Annotated in this window: 14 protein-coding genes; 6 read left to right on the top strand and 8 right to left on the bottom strand. The window is 68.9% G+C overall.

Annotated elements, in window-relative coordinates; translation table 11 throughout:
- Positions 1-459 precede the first annotated feature (459 nt).
- Genes KEG57_RS54220 through KEG57_RS54205 form a run of 4 tightly spaced genes read left to right on the top strand, consistent with a single transcriptional unit; the run spans position 460 to position 4947 of the window.
- Complete coding sequence (locus KEG57_RS54220; RefSeq protein ID WP_272425362.1) at positions 460-1158, top strand: response regulator transcription factor; 699 nt, start codon at positions 460-462, stop codon at positions 1156-1158.
- Positions 1148-2656, top strand: a complete 1509-nt coding sequence (locus KEG57_RS54215) for a sensor histidine kinase (protein WP_272425363.1) — start codon at positions 1148-1150, stop codon at positions 2654-2656. Before KEG57_RS54220 ends, KEG57_RS54215 begins: the two co-directional genes overlap by 11 nt.
- Before the next feature lie 51 nt (positions 2657-2707).
- Entirely contained in the window at positions 2708-3907 is a 1200-nt protein-coding gene (locus KEG57_RS54210; RefSeq protein ID WP_272425364.1) for a hypothetical protein, read from the top strand.
- Positions 3904-4947 (top strand): glycosyltransferase family 2 protein, encoded by a 1044-nt coding sequence (locus KEG57_RS54205; protein WP_272425365.1) that lies wholly within the window; start codon positions 3904-3906, stop codon positions 4945-4947. Before KEG57_RS54210 ends, KEG57_RS54205 begins: the two co-directional genes overlap by 4 nt.
- 333 nt (positions 4948-5280) lie before the next feature.
- On the opposite strand, the gene KEG57_RS54200 is transcribed toward KEG57_RS54205, so the two are convergent.
- Both KEG57_RS54200 and KEG57_RS54195 read right to left on the bottom strand, forming a co-directional pair.
- Positions 5281-7221 carry a vWA domain-containing protein gene (locus KEG57_RS54200; protein ID WP_272460070.1) on the bottom strand — a complete coding sequence of 647 codons (1941 nt, stop codon included), beginning with the start codon at positions 7219-7221 and terminating at the stop codon, positions 5281-5283.
- A gap of 440 nt (positions 7222-7661) precedes the next feature.
- Entirely contained in the window at positions 7662-8060 is a 399-nt protein-coding gene (locus tag KEG57_RS54195; protein ID WP_272427808.1) for an antibiotic biosynthesis monooxygenase family protein, read from the bottom strand.
- On the opposite strand from KEG57_RS54195, the gene KEG57_RS54190 reads away from it, so the two are divergent.
- Positions 8059-8739, top strand: coding sequence for a YdeI/OmpD-associated family protein (locus KEG57_RS54190; protein WP_272427809.1), 681 nt, complete (start codon positions 8059-8061; stop codon positions 8737-8739). The two genes, KEG57_RS54195 and KEG57_RS54190, sit on opposite strands and share 2 nt — an antisense overlap.
- 9 nt (positions 8740-8748) lie before the next feature.
- Here the strand turns inward: KEG57_RS54190 and KEG57_RS54185 are convergent, their stop codons facing one another.
- From KEG57_RS54185 to prs, 4 genes are read right to left on the bottom strand one after another with little or no spacing between them, the layout of a single operon-like run.
- Entirely contained in the window at positions 8749-9525 is a 777-nt protein-coding gene (locus KEG57_RS54185) for an ABC transporter permease (protein ID WP_272427810.1), read from the bottom strand.
- On the bottom strand, positions 9522-10328 hold the full coding sequence (locus KEG57_RS54180) for an ABC transporter ATP-binding protein (RefSeq protein WP_272427811.1): 807 nt from the start codon (positions 10326-10328) through the stop codon (positions 9522-9524). The genes KEG57_RS54185 and KEG57_RS54180 overlap by 4 nt, the downstream gene beginning before the upstream one ends.
- On the bottom strand, positions 10325-12028 hold the full coding sequence (locus KEG57_RS54175) for an ArnT family glycosyltransferase (protein ID WP_272427812.1): 1704 nt from the start codon (positions 12026-12028) through the stop codon (positions 10325-10327). The genes KEG57_RS54180 and KEG57_RS54175 overlap by 4 nt, the downstream gene beginning before the upstream one ends.
- A 56-nt stretch (positions 12029-12084) precedes the next feature.
- Positions 12085-13011 (bottom strand): ribose-phosphate diphosphokinase, encoded by a 927-nt coding sequence (gene prs, locus KEG57_RS54170; protein WP_272427813.1) that lies wholly within the window; start codon positions 13009-13011, stop codon positions 12085-12087.
- Positions 13012-13070: 59 nt separating this feature from the next.
- Between prs and KEG57_RS54165 the strand changes: the two genes are divergently transcribed.
- Positions 13071-13568, top strand: a complete 498-nt coding sequence (locus tag KEG57_RS54165) for a hypothetical protein (RefSeq protein WP_272427814.1) — start codon at positions 13071-13073, stop codon at positions 13566-13568.
- 3 nt (positions 13569-13571) lie between these two features.
- On the opposite strand, the gene KEG57_RS54160 is transcribed toward KEG57_RS54165, so the two are convergent.
- Together KEG57_RS54160 and KEG57_RS54155 are read right to left on the bottom strand one after the other, a co-directional pair.
- Positions 13572-13955, bottom strand: a complete 384-nt coding sequence (locus tag KEG57_RS54160) for a hypothetical protein (protein ID WP_272427815.1) — start codon at positions 13953-13955, stop codon at positions 13572-13574.
- A 564-nt stretch (positions 13956-14519) separates the two neighbouring features.
- Positions 14520-15206, bottom strand: coding sequence for a hypothetical protein (locus tag KEG57_RS54155; protein ID WP_272427816.1), 687 nt, complete (start codon positions 15204-15206; stop codon positions 14520-14522).
- Positions 15207-15556 lie beyond the last annotated feature (350 nt).

Below are 15556 nucleotides of genomic sequence, written 5' to 3'. Positions count from 1 at the left end.
CCTCTTCGCCTGGCTCCAAAGCTTCCGCCGCATGGTGGTACGGTACGAGCGCTACGCCGAGAACTTCCTCGGCTTCGTCCACCTCGGATGCATCGTCCTGTACCTCAGGGCGCTCCTCGCCTATTTTTATGAGATGACTTCTAGTCGTTGCGGCAAGCGCGAGCCACCTTCGTCGAAATCGGCGCAATGCATCCGAACATGCTCGTCCACGTTCTTCCGGCGTCCGAGGGCGCGCGATTCGACCGGCGACCGCTTCCAGGGGAGGGGCCCGATGCATGACGGGAGCGACAGAGCGAGGGAACTCCAGTATCGACGCGACCTGTTCGATGAACTGCGCATCGCGCAGTTCATCGACCCCGGGTCCAGCGCTTGCGCTGGTCCGGGTCCAGGGGCGGATAGCCCCGGTGGGGCCTGGGGCAACGCCCCAGCGCAGCGGCTTCGGAAAGCGAAGGCGCATTGATGGGAAAACTTCTCCTCATCGAGGACGACGCTGCGCTCGCTTCCGTGCTCTCCCTCGCGTTCGAGGACGCGGGGCACGAGGTGATCGTCGCGAAGGATGGGCTCGAAGGGTTTGCTCGAATCACGCGGGATCGCCCGGACCTCGTGATCAGCGACGTCAACATGCCGCGCCTCGATGGCTTCAGCTTGTGCCGGCGCCTGCGCGAGGCGGGCAACCTCGTGCCCCTCATCCTCCTCACCTCGCGTGATTCCGAGATCGACGAGGCGCTCGGGCTCGAGCTTGGCGCCGATGACTACGTGGCCAAGCCGTTCAGCACCCGCGTCCTCCTCCTGCGCGTGCACGCGCTCCTGCGCCGAAAGCAGGCGCCGGGCAGCGCGGCGACGTCCCGGGGCGTGGTCGCTGCGGGGCCACTGCGCCTCGATCCAGAGCGGATCGAGGCGCGCTACCACGACACGCCGATCGCCGTGACCCTCACCGAGTTCCGCCTCCTCGAGGCGCTCGTCGCTCGCCCGGGCGTCGTCTTCTCCCGCGAGCGGCTGCTCGAGCTCGCGCGTGGCGACGAGAGCGTGGTCGACGCGCGCCTCGTCGACACCTACGTGCGACGCCTGCGCCGCAAGTTCGAGGCCGTGGAGCCGGCCTTCGACGGCATCGAGACCGTGGTCGGCGCGGGGTATCGGTACAAGGACCGTGGCGCGTAGGAAGCACTCCCTCCGGCGCCGTACGTTCGCCGTGGTCCTCGCGGTCGTCCTCGCGCCCGTGGGGATCGTCTTCGGCGCCCGGTACGACGACGCAGGCGAAGAGGATCGCATGCGTGCCCGCGTCCTTCGCGCGGCCGAGGCGGCTCGATCGATCGTCGCCACGAACCCCGACGCCTCCTCCACGCTCGCGGCGTCGATCGAAGAGGCCGCGGCGGGCGAGCGGGTGCGGCTCCGCGTGATCGACGGCGCGGGGGTCGTCGTCGCGGATCACGATCACGAACCGGCCACCTCGCTGCGGGACCGGATTGGCGATCTCTTCTTCGGCCCCGACGGCGCGCCCACGCTTCGCACCTACGAGGAGCTCGCGCCGCGCCTCGCCGAGCGTCCCGAGGTCCAGCGCGCGCTTGCCGAGGGGCACGCCGAGGGCTGCGAGCGCGCGCTCGGAGGCAAGCTCCTCGTTTGCCATGCCGCCCTGCGTGTCCCTTTGACGACCCCCGCGCGCGTGGTGCTTGCGCAGAAGAGCTCGCCGCGGGTCATCCGCGCGATCTCCGACGTGCGGTATCCGCTCCTCAAGTTGAGCTTTTTCGTGCTCGTCGGCGGCCTCGCGCTCGCGTGGTGGCTCGGCCGCCGCATCGTCCGGCCCATCGAGGAGCTCCGCGCCGAGGTCCTCGATCGGGCCTCGCGTCCCCTCTCCGGCCCGCCGATCCCCGTGCGCGAAAAGGACGAGTTTGGCGACCTCGCGGGCGCCTTCAACACCCTGCTCGCCGCGATCGCCGAGCGCAGCCAGAAGAACCACGCCTTCATGGCCGACCTCGTCCACGAGCTGAAGAGCCCGGTCGCCGCGGTGCGCGCCGCCGCCGAGGCCCTGCCCGGCGAGGGCCCGCCGAACCCCGCGCGGATCGAACGCCTGCGCCAGGTCCTCTTCGATTCGAGCAAGCGGCTCGACGCGCTCGTGAGCCAGTTCCTCGAGCTCGCGCGCGCCGAGGCCGGCTTGCCCAGCGAGGAGCGGACGGCGCTCGATGCCGCGGAGCTCGTCGCCGCCATCGCCTCGGCCCTCCAGAAGGACGAGCGCCACGCGGGCATCACCTTCGAGCTCGACGCCGCGCCTGCGCCGGTCGAGGTCGTCCCGGCCCGCATCGAGGCGGCGGTCCGCAACCTGCTCGACAACGCCGCCGATTTCGCCGGCGAGGGCGGCACCGTGCGGGCGCGCGTCCGCGCGGAGGCCGGGCAATGCGTGATCGAGGTCGAGGACACCGGTCCCGGCATCCCGCCGGAGAACCTGCCGCGTATCTTCGACCGATTCTTCACGGACCGGCCCGCGGGAAAGGGCCAGGGCACGGGCCTCGGCCTCGCCCTCGCCAAGGCCATCGTCGAGGCCCACGGCGGCAGCCTCGTGGCCGCATCGAAGCCGGGGAAAGGCGCGCTCTTCCTCCTCCGCCTCCCGCTCGTTTCACACGGCGTCCACATCCCTTCCGACGACGTTTCACCCCCGCGCTAGCGCGCCGTCCATACGGCGGGTGCAACCTCCTCGTGTCGAAGGGAGGTTGCTTTGCGGATCGTATGGCTCGCCGCCGCGGACGCCCGCGGCCATTTGATGCGCGCTCACCTCGTGCGGGGCCTGCTCGCCCGGCACGGCGTTCGCGTGGACGTGATGACCACCTCGGAGGAGGGTCGGTCCTTCCTCCAGGCCCTTGGCACGCCCTCCGAGCTTTTGTCCGCCCATTACAGCTTGGCCTACGACGCCCACCAGAACATGGCCCGGGCCCGGACCGAGGCGTGTATTCTGCGATATCTCTTCACCCCGAGCCGCGGCGCCGCGGATCTCGGGCGCCTCTCCGAATTCGCGCGGGGCGCGGCGTACGTGGTGAACGATTTCCACCCGCTCTTGCTCCTCACTGGCTCGCGCCCGGCCGGCGAGGGCCACGCGCTCCCGTGCCCCGTGGTCCACGTGTATGGCGAGAACATCTGGCGCGCCATCGAGGGCCATTTCGAGGGCCGCGGCCCGGCGCTCGCCCACAAGGGGTTCGGCGCGCTCGTGCGGGCCTTGCGGGATCGGGCCCACGCGCGGATCGAGCATACCCTCGCCGCGCCCCTCGCCGGGGATGGGGATCCTGCGCGACGAAGCCACCGCCTCCTGCCCATCGTCGCGGCGCCGCGTAGGTCCGCGGCCGACGTGCGGGCCTCGCTCAACCTTGCCCCGGGCGCGCGCCTCGCGGCCGTGTACCTCAATCCCCATTTCGCGGATCCGGCCGTGGCCTCGGCCATCGAAGAATCCCTCGCTGCGGAGGGGTACGTGATGCACGCGGTGGGCGAGGGGTATGCCGCGCGCCCTGCCTTTCGGCCTTACGATCCCGATTTCGGCAGCGTCGCGGCCGCGGCGGATCTCCTCGTCTCGGCGCCGGGCATGGGCGCGGTGGGGATGGCGCGGCTCTTCGGGGTCCCGCTCCTCGCGCTCCTCACGGACCAGCCGGAGCAACGGCAAAACACGAATGTCTTCGCGTCATGCCCCGCGGGCGCGTTTGCCGGCGTCGAGCTCGACGCCCCCGGCCGCCTCGAAACCCGCCTGCGTCGCTCCCTCCGCGCCCTCGGCCCCTCGGCGGGCGCGGCCCTCGCGCGCCCCTCGGCCTCCGCCCTCGTGGGCAGGATCCACGAGAGCTGGGCCCGCATTCTCCTCGATATCGCCGCATCCACCCCTGCGCGGCGGATGCTCTCCGTCTCGACCCAACACCCCAAGGAGGTTCATTCATGAAGACCACGAATCGCCCCAGCGCCGCCCTCGTCCTCGAGACCAACAACCTGCGAGGCACCACCGAAAAGGAGCGTATCGTGCAGAGCCTCGAACGCCTGCTCCGCCACCTCGGGGCGCAGACGTTCCCGCTCCGCGAGCTCGACGAGATCGTGATCACGCACGACGGCCTCTCTCCTCGGGAGCAAGCGCGCCTCGGGGAGGCGATGGGGCGCGAGGTACGGTTTCTCGAAATCGGCGCGGAGGTCGGGTATTACGATGCCAAGAACCGCGGCTTCGACGCCACCACCGCGGACGTCGTGGTTTTCGGCGACGCCGATTGCTGGCCCGACCCCGCCTGGCTCGAGCGTCTGCTCACGCCCTTCGCCGCGGATCCGGGCACCGAGGTCGTGGCCGGCCGGACTACGTACCGGGACGACCTCTTCGGCATCGCCGCGACCGCGATCGATTTCATGTACTTCCCGAGCCCCCTCGGCGAGGGCACGACGCGAAACTTTTATGCAAACAACGTCGCCTTCCGGCGCGACGTCTTCGCAGCGCGGCGGTACCAGCCCGCGGAGGGCATTTACCGAGGCCATTGCCAGGCGCTCGGCCTGCGGCTCGCCGCGGACGGGGTGCGCATCCGTTTCGAGCCGGCCGCGCACACGACGCACCGGTTCCCCGACAGCGCCGCCGAGCTCCTGCGCCTGCGCCTCTTGCGTGGCGCCGATACCGTGGAAATCACCCCGTATCTCGGCCGCGCATTCTTGCCCGCGGAATGGCAATGGCTGAGCCGGCTCGGCCCGCTGTCGCCGCTCGGGGTGCTCTCGGTGCGTCTGGGCTTCTCCGCGCGGGCCGTGGGCGAGCAAGGGCTCTCCGAGATCGATGGGGCGCGGAAAGCCGCATGCCTGCTGCTCGTGGGGGGCATCTCGGCGGCAGACGCCGTGGGGTCGATCCTGCGCTCGACATTCGGCGCGCGTTTCGGCGTGCACGACGGCGGCTTCCGGGGGAAGGCGCTGTCGTATCACGGGGACAGGGATCGGCTGGCAACGGCGGCTGCGTGATGCATCTTGGCAGGCGCTGCGCTGGGGCTTTGCCCCAGGCCCCACCGGGGCTATCCGCCCCTGGACCTGGACCAGCGCAAGCGCTGGACCCGGGGTCGATGAACTGCGCGATGCGCAGTTCATCGAACAGGCCCGAGGCAAGACCGGCGACGACCCTGCCAAACCGAAACCGCCGCGCTGCCATTTCGACTGGCAACCCCGTCTCACCGGCCCGTTGGAAGAACTGCGCATCGCGCAGTTCTTCCACCCTCGGTCCAGGCCGTGCCTGGTCCGGGTCGAGGGGCGGACAGCCCCCGCGGGGCCCGGGGCAGAGCCCCGGCGCGGCGGTTTGCGTCAGCCTTCGGACTCCACGTATTCCTGGCAGCAGCAGAACTCCGTCGTGGTCGCCGTGCTCGACTTGCTGCCGCAGATCACCTTCTCGAGGAGGGCCTGGAAGCCGTTCAGCGCGTCCTTCGAGGTGAAGGCCTTGCCGCCGGTCTCGGTGGCCACGCGCGCGAATTCGTCCTCCAGCGCCTTGCGCTGCTTCTCCTTTGCGCCGCTCGTGCCGAGGTAGGTGTGGACGCGGACGTCGTTCTTCTTGGCGGCGTCGATGGCGCGGTTGGCCTCGGCGATGTCGTCCTTGTCGACCTGGCCGCCGCCCTCGAATGCCTCGTCGCCGAGGAAGAAGACCGCGCGCTTGGCGCTGGGCCGCCAGTCGTAATGGGTGATCACGTCCTCGATTGCGCGTGCCCCGTCCTCCTGCGCGCCGCCGCCCGAGACCGTGCCCTTCTTGCGACCCCGCAGTGCCGCCTCGTCTGCCTTGGCGACGTCGGTCAGGTAATTGCGGACCGTGGTCTCGAAGCGCGTGTTCTTGAACGTCCCTTCGATGCCCAGGTACGTGACGCGCAGGTCCGAGGGGCACTTGGTCTTGGCCGCCTCGATGGCCGCGGCGACCGCCTGGTTCAGCGCGTCCGCCTCGTCCTTCATCGACACGCTCGAATCGATGACCACGACGAGATCGACTTGAGGAACGGACGTGCTCTCCTCCGCGACCGTGGTCCCCGTGGCGACCTTCGGGAAGTCGATCGTCTTGCCGAGGTAGCTCTGCGGGCCTTCGCCGCCGATTCCGGTGAGCTGCGCCGGCAGGGTCGTGTCGGCGGTCAGGCTGCAGATTCCCTTGGCCGGGGTCCCCGTGACGAACGTGAAGCGTTTGTCGTCACCCTCCCCATCGAAATAAAACGTCTGGACGTTGCTCTGGTTGATCGTGCCGACCACCTTGTCGTGGTAATAAAACGCGACCAGCTTAGGCGGGCCGCCGTCGGCCGGGGTCTCGTAGGTGAAGCAGCCCTTGCCCGCGATCGAGCCGTCCGGGTTCTTCACGGTGTAGGTATAGCTGGTCGTGGTCCCGGGCTTCCCGGGATCCTTGATCACGACCGTGGGGGTGGTCGGCTTCGCGGGCGGCTCGGCGGCCTTCGGCGGCTCGACGGGCTTGGGCGGCTCGGCGGGCTTGCGCGGGAAGGCGGAGGCGACGTACAGCCCCGAATTGTCGACGCGCGGCCCCCAGCTACCCGGCATCGGGTAGAGGTCATAACTCAAGCGCAGGGTCTTGCAGCCGGCCGCGTCGAGCCGCACCAGGCCCATCACGGTGTCGATCGAATTGGCCTGGCCCCCGGGAGCCGGCCTGTTGGTTCCTTGCAGCACGCCGTTCACGAGGCTCAACTGCGCGCTCGGCTGATTGCCCCCCGAGGTGTTCGGCGCGACGCCGCCATTGTACAGCTTCCAGCCAGCCGGGCTGGCGGCGCCGCCGCCTTCGAGCGTGCCGGTGATGGTGACCGTCGTCTTGGCGTACGTCAGGCCCGCGTAGATGTCGCTCACGCCGACGAGGGTGTTTGCCCCCGCGACGCCGTCCTTGCCCCCGACCCTCGAGCCCTTGTAGCGGGAGAAGTCGAGCTCGACCGTGAAGTTGTTCCGGGCGCCCGTGAACTGCTTGTTCGCCTGCATGCGGATCGCATTGACGCTCTTCGACGCCATGCCCGTCTGCTCGTTCTTCCCGAACGACGAGGCGCCGGTGCCGTCATTGACCGAACCGCGCGGGGGCACGCCCCCCAGGTTCCAGTCGAAGGTGCCGAAGCCAGCGCTGACGCCGAATCGAATGCCGATCTCGCCGCCCAGCCCATCGGGGATGTAACGCCACTGGTTCCAGTCGCCGGGGCCATTCCACCGGTACCCCGACGGGTCCCAGAAAACGAGGTCGAGCCCTTCGGCGGACGCGGATTGGGTATTGGGTGCTGACATGACAGATCAATCCTCCCCATCAGAGATGCGCTCCCTGATGTCTTCACGTCCTTTACGATGAGCCCCCGGGCGCCGGATATAGGACCTTGGTCCCATGGCGCCTAGGGCCGCCGCGCCGGGGCTCTGCCCCGGGCCCCGCGGGGGCTCTTCGCCCCTCGACCCGAACCAGGGCAAGCCCTGGACCATTTGTGGAAGAACTGCGCGGTGCGCAGTTCTTCCAACGGGACGGTGGGACGGCGTTGCCGATCGAAATGGCAGCGCGGCTGTCTTGATGGGCAGGATCGTCGTTGGTCTTGACCCGGCTCGTTCGATGAACTGCGCATCGCGCAGTTCATCGACCCCGAGTCCAGCGCTTGCGCTGGTCCGGGTCCAGGGGCGGACAGCCCCTGGTGGGGTCTGGGGCAACGCCCCAGCGCGGCGCCTCAACGTGGCTGCTTGCCTCAGGCGATCGCTTCGGCCTCGTACATCTTGATCTGCGCGGCGGTCATTGCCTTCTCGCCGCGCAGACCCTTGTGGTGCTTGCGGAACAGCTCGGAGCGCGGGTAGGCGAGGAATGCTTCGCGTGTGGACCAGCGGGAGACTGCGAGCAGGGCGCCGTCGTCTTGCCAGAGCTCGATGCCGAGAAAGCCCTCGAACTGGTCGAGGTCGTGCGCTGTGTCGCGGAAGGCTCGTTTGATCCGTGAAAGCTCGTGCTCGGGGGCCCGGATGGTGTTGACCACGATGTACATGGGGGTGACTCCTTCGAGGCAGAGCGCGCGTGGCGCGAGCACGTCGGGGCAAACCGTGTTCCACCCCGAACGCGGAAATGCCTGTAGCATGGGCGCGAGAGCGTTTGCCATGACCACCACCTCGAGCCCCCTCTCCAAGAAACTCCAGATCAAACCGGACACACGCGTCCTTCTCCTCGGCGCCCCAGACGGACGCGCGGACCTGCTCGAACCGTTGCCCGAGGGCGCGAGCGTGTCGACGGCGGCGCGTGGGTCGTTTGACGTCGTCGTGTTGTTCGTCGAGAAGGCGAAGGAGCTCGAGAAGGGCGGATTGAAGGCGATCTCTGCGGTGCGCCAGGGCGGCGTCCTCTGGATTGCTTATCCGAAGAAGAGCTCCAAGGTGGAGACGGATCTCACGCGGGACGTCGGCTGGAACGTGATCGAGGAGGCTGGCTGGGGTGGGGTTGCGCAGGTCGCGATCGACGAGACTTGGTCGGCGCTGCGCTTCAAGCCTGAGGCGACCGTTGCACGCAAGGAGAACTCGGCTGCGGCGCCGGGTGCGATGAAGAAGCGCGCGGGCGCGGCGAAGAAGACGGCGAACGTGCCGGCGCCGGCGGATCTGGCGGCGGCGCTTGCGAAGAGCAGCACGGCGAGCATGACCTGGGATGCGCTCGCGCCGTCGCATCGCAAGGAGTACGTCGGCTGGATCGAGGAGGCGAAGAAGCCTGAGACGCGCGCGCGTCGGATCTCGTCGGCGGTCGAGATGTTGGCGGCCGGTATCAGGGACCGGAACGCCAAGTACGCGCGCTGAGCGCTCGCATCAGTTCTTCTCCGACGGATGCCACCGCCGGAGCAAGAGCCAGCCGCCGAGGTTCGTCGCGCCGAACAAGCCGAGCCCGAGCGCCGAGGCGCAGAGCACGGCTGCGAAGAGCAGGTCGGTTCGGAGCTGCCGCGGCGCGCTCATGATGAGGATGCCGAGCCCGGGCGTGCCCTCGGCGAAGCCCGCCACGAATTCACCCACGATCGCCCCGATCACCGCGAGCCCGCCTGCGATGCGCAGGCCTGTGACGATGCTCGGCAAGGACGAGGGCAAGCTCAAGAGCACGAGCGTGCGGAGCTTGCCCGCGCCGTAGAGGCGGAACAGATCGCGCAGCGCGGGCTCCACCGATCGCAGCCCGGAGAGCGCGTTCGCCACCACCGGAAACACGCTCACGATGAACGCCGACACGCTGACCGCGCGCTCGCCCGGCCCGAACCACAACACGAGCAGCGGCGCGATGGCCACGATCGGCACGGTCTGCAGGAAGACGGCGTAGGGGTAAAACGCGCGTTCGAGCAGGCGCGAGGCGGAGAGCGCGACGGCCACGAGGACGCCGATCACGCCGGAGAGCACAAATCCGAGGAGCGCGCTTTTTGCCGTGGTCAAGGTCGCGAGCGCGAGCGTGGTCGCGTCGGCGGCGAACGCGGCGGCGATCTGGCTCGGCGGGGGCAGGAGATACGCCGGCACCGCGAGGACGCGCACGAGCACCTCCCAGACGCCGAGCATGAGGACGAGCGAGAGAACCGGCGGGGCCGCGGCGGCGAGGGACCTTTTCATGGCGCCTCCCCGGCGAGGAGCGCGTCCTGGAGCGGGCCGAGCACGCGGGCGAAGCGCGGATCGCTGCGCAGGGAGGCGGCGCGCTCGCGGGGCAGGTCGATCGGGGCGTCGAGGAGGATACGCGCTGGGCGGCGGGAGAAGACGATGCAACGCTCGGCGAGGTAAGCGGCCTCGGCGTTCGAATGCGTGACGAAGAGGACGGTCATGCCGAGGTCGAGCCAGAGCGCGCGGAGTTGATCGTCGAGCCTCTGGCGCGTGAGCTCGTCGAGGGCGGCGAAGGGCTCGTCGAGGAGCAGGATGCTCGGGCGCGTGACGAGGGCGCGGGCAAGCGAGACGCGCATCTTCATGCCGCCCGACAGCTCCGCCGGATACCGCGCCGCCGCGTCGCCGAGACCGACCTGCTGGAGCGCGGCGAGCGCCTGCTCGCGCCTCTCCTCGCGAGAAACGCCCGACAGTTCGAGCGGCAAGGCTGCGTTGTCGAGAACGTCGCGCCAGGGGAGCAGGTGGGCGTCTTGAAACACGTATGCGATGCGCGGACGCGTGGCGCCGTCCGGAGAGACGAGCCGGACCGAACCCCCGTCGGCCTGGTCGAGGCCGGCGACGAGGCGGAGGAGCGTGGATTTGCCGCAACCGGAGGGGCCGAGCAGGGCGACGAAGGTGCCGGCCGCGACGTCGAGGTCGAGGCCGTCGAGCACCACGCCGCTCCCGGCAAAGACGCGCCGCGCGCGCTCGACGACGACCCGCACCCCGCCCGAGGAAGGCGCCTCCGCCGCGATGCCGGGTTCGAGGACCAGGGCCGTCATCGGGCGATTTCCCGGTAGACGTCGAATCCGTCGATCGTCCGGACGAGCGTGTATTGATTCTCGAGGAGCGCCTGGAGCTCGGGGAAGCTCGTGAGCGCGTCGGCCGAGCCCATTCCGTCTCCCGTGACCATGGCGACGATGTCGTAATGCTGGACGACGATCGCGGCGGGCGGGCGATGGCGGAGATCCTCCATGAGAATACGCCGGTGCTCTTCCTTGGCCCAGGGCACGCGTTGCGGGATGTCGTAGATGTACCGCGTCGAGGAGGCGCGATCCGCCATGTCGTAGAGGTTCGGCACGAAGCCCCAGACGAAGATGGGGCGATTCGTGGGGACCTCCTGGCGGAGGAGATTCGAGACCTCCCGCAGCGCCACGATGTTCACGTCGCAGAGGCTATTCAGCTCGTCGAGCCCACGCTGGTCACGGAACCCCTCGGCCACGATGGCGAGGCGCTTCTGCGAGCGCACGAGGAACGAGCCGGGGACGTCCTTCGTGGCCGATCGGCCGAACGGGACGAACAGGACGAAAAGAGCAAACCCCGCGAGGCCGAGGGCGCCGCGCGCCCGCGCCCATTGGAAGAGCGCGTGATACCCGAGCGCGGCGCAGAGGGCGGTGAGCGGCCACGTGGCGCCGTAATGGTACGGGAAAAACTTCCCCTGCATGGCCACGCCGACGAGGTGGATGACCACGATGCCGAGCGAGAGCAGGACGAGCGGCCGCTCCTTTGCGCCGATGCCGAAGCCGAGCGCGAGGAGCAATCCCACGGTCGGGACGCTGCCGTATTGCTGGAGCCACTCCGTGAACGCGTAATACAGCATGCCCGTCACGGTCGCGCCGTGCCAGCCGAGCGCCGTATAATGGGGCGTGAAGACGAAAAGGACGCGGTGAAGATCGCCGAGCGCGCCACGCGCGGCGAACCACGCAATGCAGAGCGCGATCGGGATCGCCCCGCCCGCCGCGAGCAGGAGCGAGGGGCGGACCAGGTTCTGCGCGGCAGCTTTGAGGCGCTCGATCGTGGGCTGTTCGGCGTCCGTATCCCACCACGCGGGCAGGAGCGCGAGGATCGCCGCGCCGCCCACGAGCGGCGGCTTGAGGAGGAAGGCGAACCCGAAGAGGAACCCGGCGACGAGATACGAGCGCGCCTTCGTCACCGCGTGCGAGGGCAGTCCCGAAGGGCCGAGGGCCGGGACGCAGAGCAGGGCGGCGATCGTGAGCATGCCGCCGAAGGACTCGGGCTGCGCCGTGTGCCAGAACTCGAGCTGCGCGTGGATGAAGACGGCGATCGTCGCGGCCACGAGGCCGATGAGGCCACTTCCCCAGAACCTGCGCGTGAGCCGGACCATGCCGAACGACATGAGCGAGAGGCCCACGATCTCCACCACGCGGATGCCCCACTCGGCCGAGCCGAACAGGAGCCGGGCGAGGGCGTAGATCAGGAAGATGCCGGGGGGCTTGAAGTCCCAGGCGTCGCGGTAAGGCATGCCGCCTTCGACCACGGCGCGCGCGACGAGGGTGTAGATGCCCTGGTCGCGCCCGTGGCCGAACGTGAGCATGTCGAGGAACAAGACCGCCATGATCCCGAGGCACAAGGCGACGAGCGCGCGTTCTGCGAGGTTCGCGAAGCGCGTCGGGGTCGCGGATACGGGGGGCGGCGTGGCCCGCTCGGGGGCGGCTTCCGGTTCGTCGGCAGCGAGAGTCACCGGGGCGACGTTCTAGTCGGAACCGGCGGAGGCTCCAACCTATTTGGGCCCGCCTCTCAGATGCGGTACGTCCGCTCGATCGCGTGGACGAAGAGCGGCGCGACGGACTCGATGGCGGAGGGCGCGAGCTGCTGGCTGCCCGGGTGCGAGTCGGTGCCGAGAATGTGCTCGAACATGCCACTCGCCTGGAGTTTTTCGCGCGCGCCGGGGGGCAGGACGAGGTGGCTCGCGACGGCGTGGCACCGCGTGGCGCCGGCGGCGAGGTAGGCCGCGGCGGCCTGGATGAGCGAGGATCCCGTGCGGATCATGTCGTCGTAGATGACGACCTCGCGGCCGCGCACGTCGGCGTTGACGCCCGTGACGGCGAGCTTGCCGGTGTCGGGATCGCGGCGTTTGTAGACGAACGCGGGCTCGACATCGAGGTCACGCGCGAGGCTCTGGACCCACTTGGCGCGGCCGGCGTCGGTGGCGCCGAGCAGGTACGAGCGGCCGTCCATCGTGCGCTGGATGAGCTTCGTGACGAGGGGGGCGCCGTAGAGGTGGTGGGTGACGTGGCTGTCGCCGAAGTAGTAGGGGATGCCGTCGGTGTGGAGGTCGAAGAGGTAGACGCGCGTGCCGCCCTCGCAGGGGGGGATGGCCGAGATGAGGCGGGCGCGGGTCTTGGCCGTGACGACCTCGCCGGGCAGGACGGCGCGCTCCATGGTCGCGTAGCCGAAATACGGCATGACGATGGAGAGGGAGCGGGCGCCGCCGGTGCTGATGGCGCAGCCGAGGTCGTAGAGCTCGAGCCAGTCGAGGTCGGTGGGGGTGCCGCCGAGCAGCACGACGTCGCGGCCCCACGGGTCCTCGGCGACGCGGAGGTACCGCTCGCCGTCGGGGAAGGTCTTGTGCACGATCTCGCCGCGATCGAGTTCGCCGGCCGCGAGGAACCGGGGCTCGAGGTAGGCGTACGAGGAGATCGTGAAGAGGAGCTTTCTTGCCATGGAACCCGGGTTCTCCTCGCCCATCTTGGCGCCGTTGTCACGTCTCGAAGGAGGAGCCCATGAGAAAAATCGCGTTGCCCGGCCCGGTCGCATCCGCCTTCGTCACGCTCATCACGCTGACCGTCGTCCCGGGCATGGCGCGCGCGGACGAGCCCGCGAAGGCGGGATGGGATGGACGGTTCGTCGTGGGGATGAGCGCGCTCGGCGTGTCCGCGGTGTCGCTGGGGTTCGGGATTCTGTCGACGTATCAGGTGTACGAGGTGAATGAGGCCATCCGAACGAGCGCGTTCGCGGCGAGGTTCACGGATGCGCAAAACGTGTGCGTGGCGGCGGAGACGTCGGCGGATGTGGGGGCGGGGGTGATGCGGGAGACGTGTGCGCGGGGGAATACGTACAACACGCTGCAATACGTGATGTACGGGCTGCACGTGGGGTCGGCGCTGGCGGGGATTTATTTGGTCGCGACGAGTGGGAGGGCGGGGGAGAGGAAGGGGGTGGCGGTGGTGCCGGTGGTTTCGGCGGGGTTTGGCGGGGTGGTGGTGCGGGGGGCGTTTTGAGGGCTAGCGGATGGGGCGGAGGTGGTCGATTCGGCGGTCGTGGAGGATCTCGTAGGTGGCTTTGAGCGTGGCCGCTTTCCCGGGCTCGATCTTCTCCATGCAGTAGAATCGATTGCCCAGGCGTAGGCAGTCACCCAGCAACAGGCCGGTTGCCGGGGGTTGCATGCCGTCCCCCCACCAATTCTTTTCGTTGATGAACGATTCGGGGACGTCGCAGACGTAGGTGATATCTGCACCGAGCGGCTCCCCGCCGAGCGCGTGGTGCAAGAAGACGTTGCAGCCATTCACGCGCGTGGGCTGTTTGAGTTCGAGCGTGACCTCGGAGGGTTCGGCACGCCCGCAGGAGGCGAGGACCAGGGCGGCAATCATGAAGAACGAGAATCGCATAATCAATTCCTGGGATAGAGGCGTCGATCACAGGTAGCGAAATTTATCTCTTCTTTGGGCGCACAGTCGAGGCACTTACGACGCATCTCAATGCAGCAATCGTTGCAACTACGCTGGGCACCCTTGTGGTCGCAACTGTTGTGACAAAGAGGGGTCTGCTCCTCACACCACTCGGGGGCTCTGCACTGGGTCGCAGTCACATTGGACCCTCCACAGGCCGTGAGCCAGCTTGCCAGAAGGAACAACACCGGAGCCCCACGCATCGTACGACCTCACCCGAGCCTGCCGGCCCTCAGCCGACGCGTCAACCGCTTTCCCCGCCTGGATCGCCCCTCGCGCGCCGCGCAACCGGGTGGATCGAGACCTCGATCGCCCCTCGCGCCTCACGCAACCGGGTCGCTCGACACCTCGATCGACCCTCGCACCTCACGCAACCAAGTGGATCGAGACCTCGATCGCCCCTCGCACCTCACGCAACCAGGTCGATCGAGACCTCGATCGCCCCTCGCGCCTCACGCAACCGGGTCGCTCGACACCTCGATCGACCCAGTTGCGCAGTCTACCTCACGAATCCTCGCCCTCCGGACCCTCGTCCGCGTCACCCGCTTCACGCTTCCGCTTCGGCCGCGTTGGCTCCAGGAAGGCCGCGACGCGCTTCGGTTGCCCCGGGAAGAGCTTCTTCAGGTCACCTTCGAGCCGGTCGAGCTCCAGGTTGATGTCCTCCACGTAAAGCTCCTCCGACGTGCCCTGCAAGGCCAGCGCGCGCAGCCCATTCGCGCGCTCCTTCGCGGTGTCGTCGAGCTTGTCCGTCACCGTCCCGAGCCGCGGCGACCATTTCAATGCGAGCGGCTCGTCCGGGTTCCGCCCGAGCTCGTCGAGCCATTCGCGACCTTGCTTCACCTCGCGATCAATTCCGAACGCCTGCGCCGCCGACGGCGAGACGTCCTTGAAAAACCGCGTATAGGGCGGCACATCTCGGCGGCCGCCCGTCTTGTCGACGACGTCCCTGCCAAACGACGCGACCTCGGGATCCCATTGCGCATCCGCAACGGCGAGCCGCGCCCGCGCGCGGCCGAGCGCGCGCTCCTGCTTGCGGCCCTCCGCCGCGAGCGCGTCGCCCTTGGCCGTGAGCGATTCCCACAGAGGCGCGAGGTGCTTCGTGGCTTCGTCGCTCGCGAGGCCGTCCGCGATCGCGGCGCAGATGTCGGCGGCAGGTTGGGCGGATGTATTCGGGCGTAGATGTGTAGCCATGTGGGGAACGTAACCGAGGCGGCGGGGGACGTGTCAAGGGGGAAGGGGGCCTCGTGCGGTGCAGGGATACGAGGAGAAATTGACGCCTTTGCCATGCATTCGGCACCATTGCCGGCCTACCAGAGCATGCCCGATCATCACCGCAGGGGTGGTTTGGGAGGGCGCGTTCACCTCGGGAACTGCCGATGCTTCCTCGCGTCTTCGCCTGGTGCTTGCCGTTGACCCTTCTCGTTCTGTGCGTGCCGACGGTCGCCCGCGCGGAGATCCGCGTCTGTGTACGGCTCCCAGGGCACCCGAAGATGGACCAGTGGGCCCTGTCGGGGAGCGCGACCGTGATGACCCAGAGCTGG

The sequence above is a fragment of the Polyangium jinanense genome, assembly GCF_028435365.1.
Note: the sequence above shows the minus strand (reverse complement) of the source record. Positions and strands in the feature narration are given on the sequence as shown.

Bases quoted from the DNA above. Each gene is read 5' to 3' on its own strand.
- KEG57_RS54220 (WP_272425362.1), top strand. From the start codon at position 460: ATGGGAAAACTTCTCCTCATCGAGGACGACGCTGCGCTCGCTTCCGTG.
- KEG57_RS54205 (WP_272425365.1), top strand. From the start codon at position 3,904: ATGAAGACCACGAATCGCCCCAGCGCCGCCCTCGTCCTCGAGACCAAC.
- KEG57_RS54200 (WP_272460070.1), bottom strand. From the start codon at position 7,221: ATGTCAGCACCCAATACCCAATCCGCGTCCGCCGAAGGGCTCGACCTC.
- KEG57_RS54190 (WP_272427809.1), top strand. From the start codon at position 8,059: ATGACCACCACCTCGAGCCCCCTCTCCAAGAAACTCCAGATCAAACCG.
- KEG57_RS54195 (WP_272427808.1), bottom strand. From the start codon at position 8,060: ATGGCAAACGCTCTCGCGCCCATGCTACAGGCATTTCCGCGTTCGGGG.
- KEG57_RS54185 (WP_272427810.1), bottom strand. From the start codon at position 9,525: ATGAAAAGGTCCCTCGCCGCCGCGGCCCCGCCGGTTCTCTCGCTCGTC.
- KEG57_RS54180 (WP_272427811.1), bottom strand. From the start codon at position 10,328: ATGACGGCCCTGGTCCTCGAACCCGGCATCGCGGCGGAGGCGCCTTCC.
- prs (WP_272427813.1), bottom strand. From the start codon at position 13,011: ATGGCAAGAAAGCTCCTCTTCACGATCTCCTCGTACGCCTACCTCGAG.
- KEG57_RS54165 (WP_272427814.1), top strand. From the start codon at position 13,071: ATGAGAAAAATCGCGTTGCCCGGCCCGGTCGCATCCGCCTTCGTCACG.
- KEG57_RS54160 (WP_272427815.1), bottom strand. From the start codon at position 13,955: ATGCGATTCTCGTTCTTCATGATTGCCGCCCTGGTCCTCGCCTCCTGC.
- KEG57_RS54155 (WP_272427816.1), bottom strand. From the start codon at position 15,206: ATGGCTACACATCTACGCCCGAATACATCCGCCCAACCTGCCGCCGAC.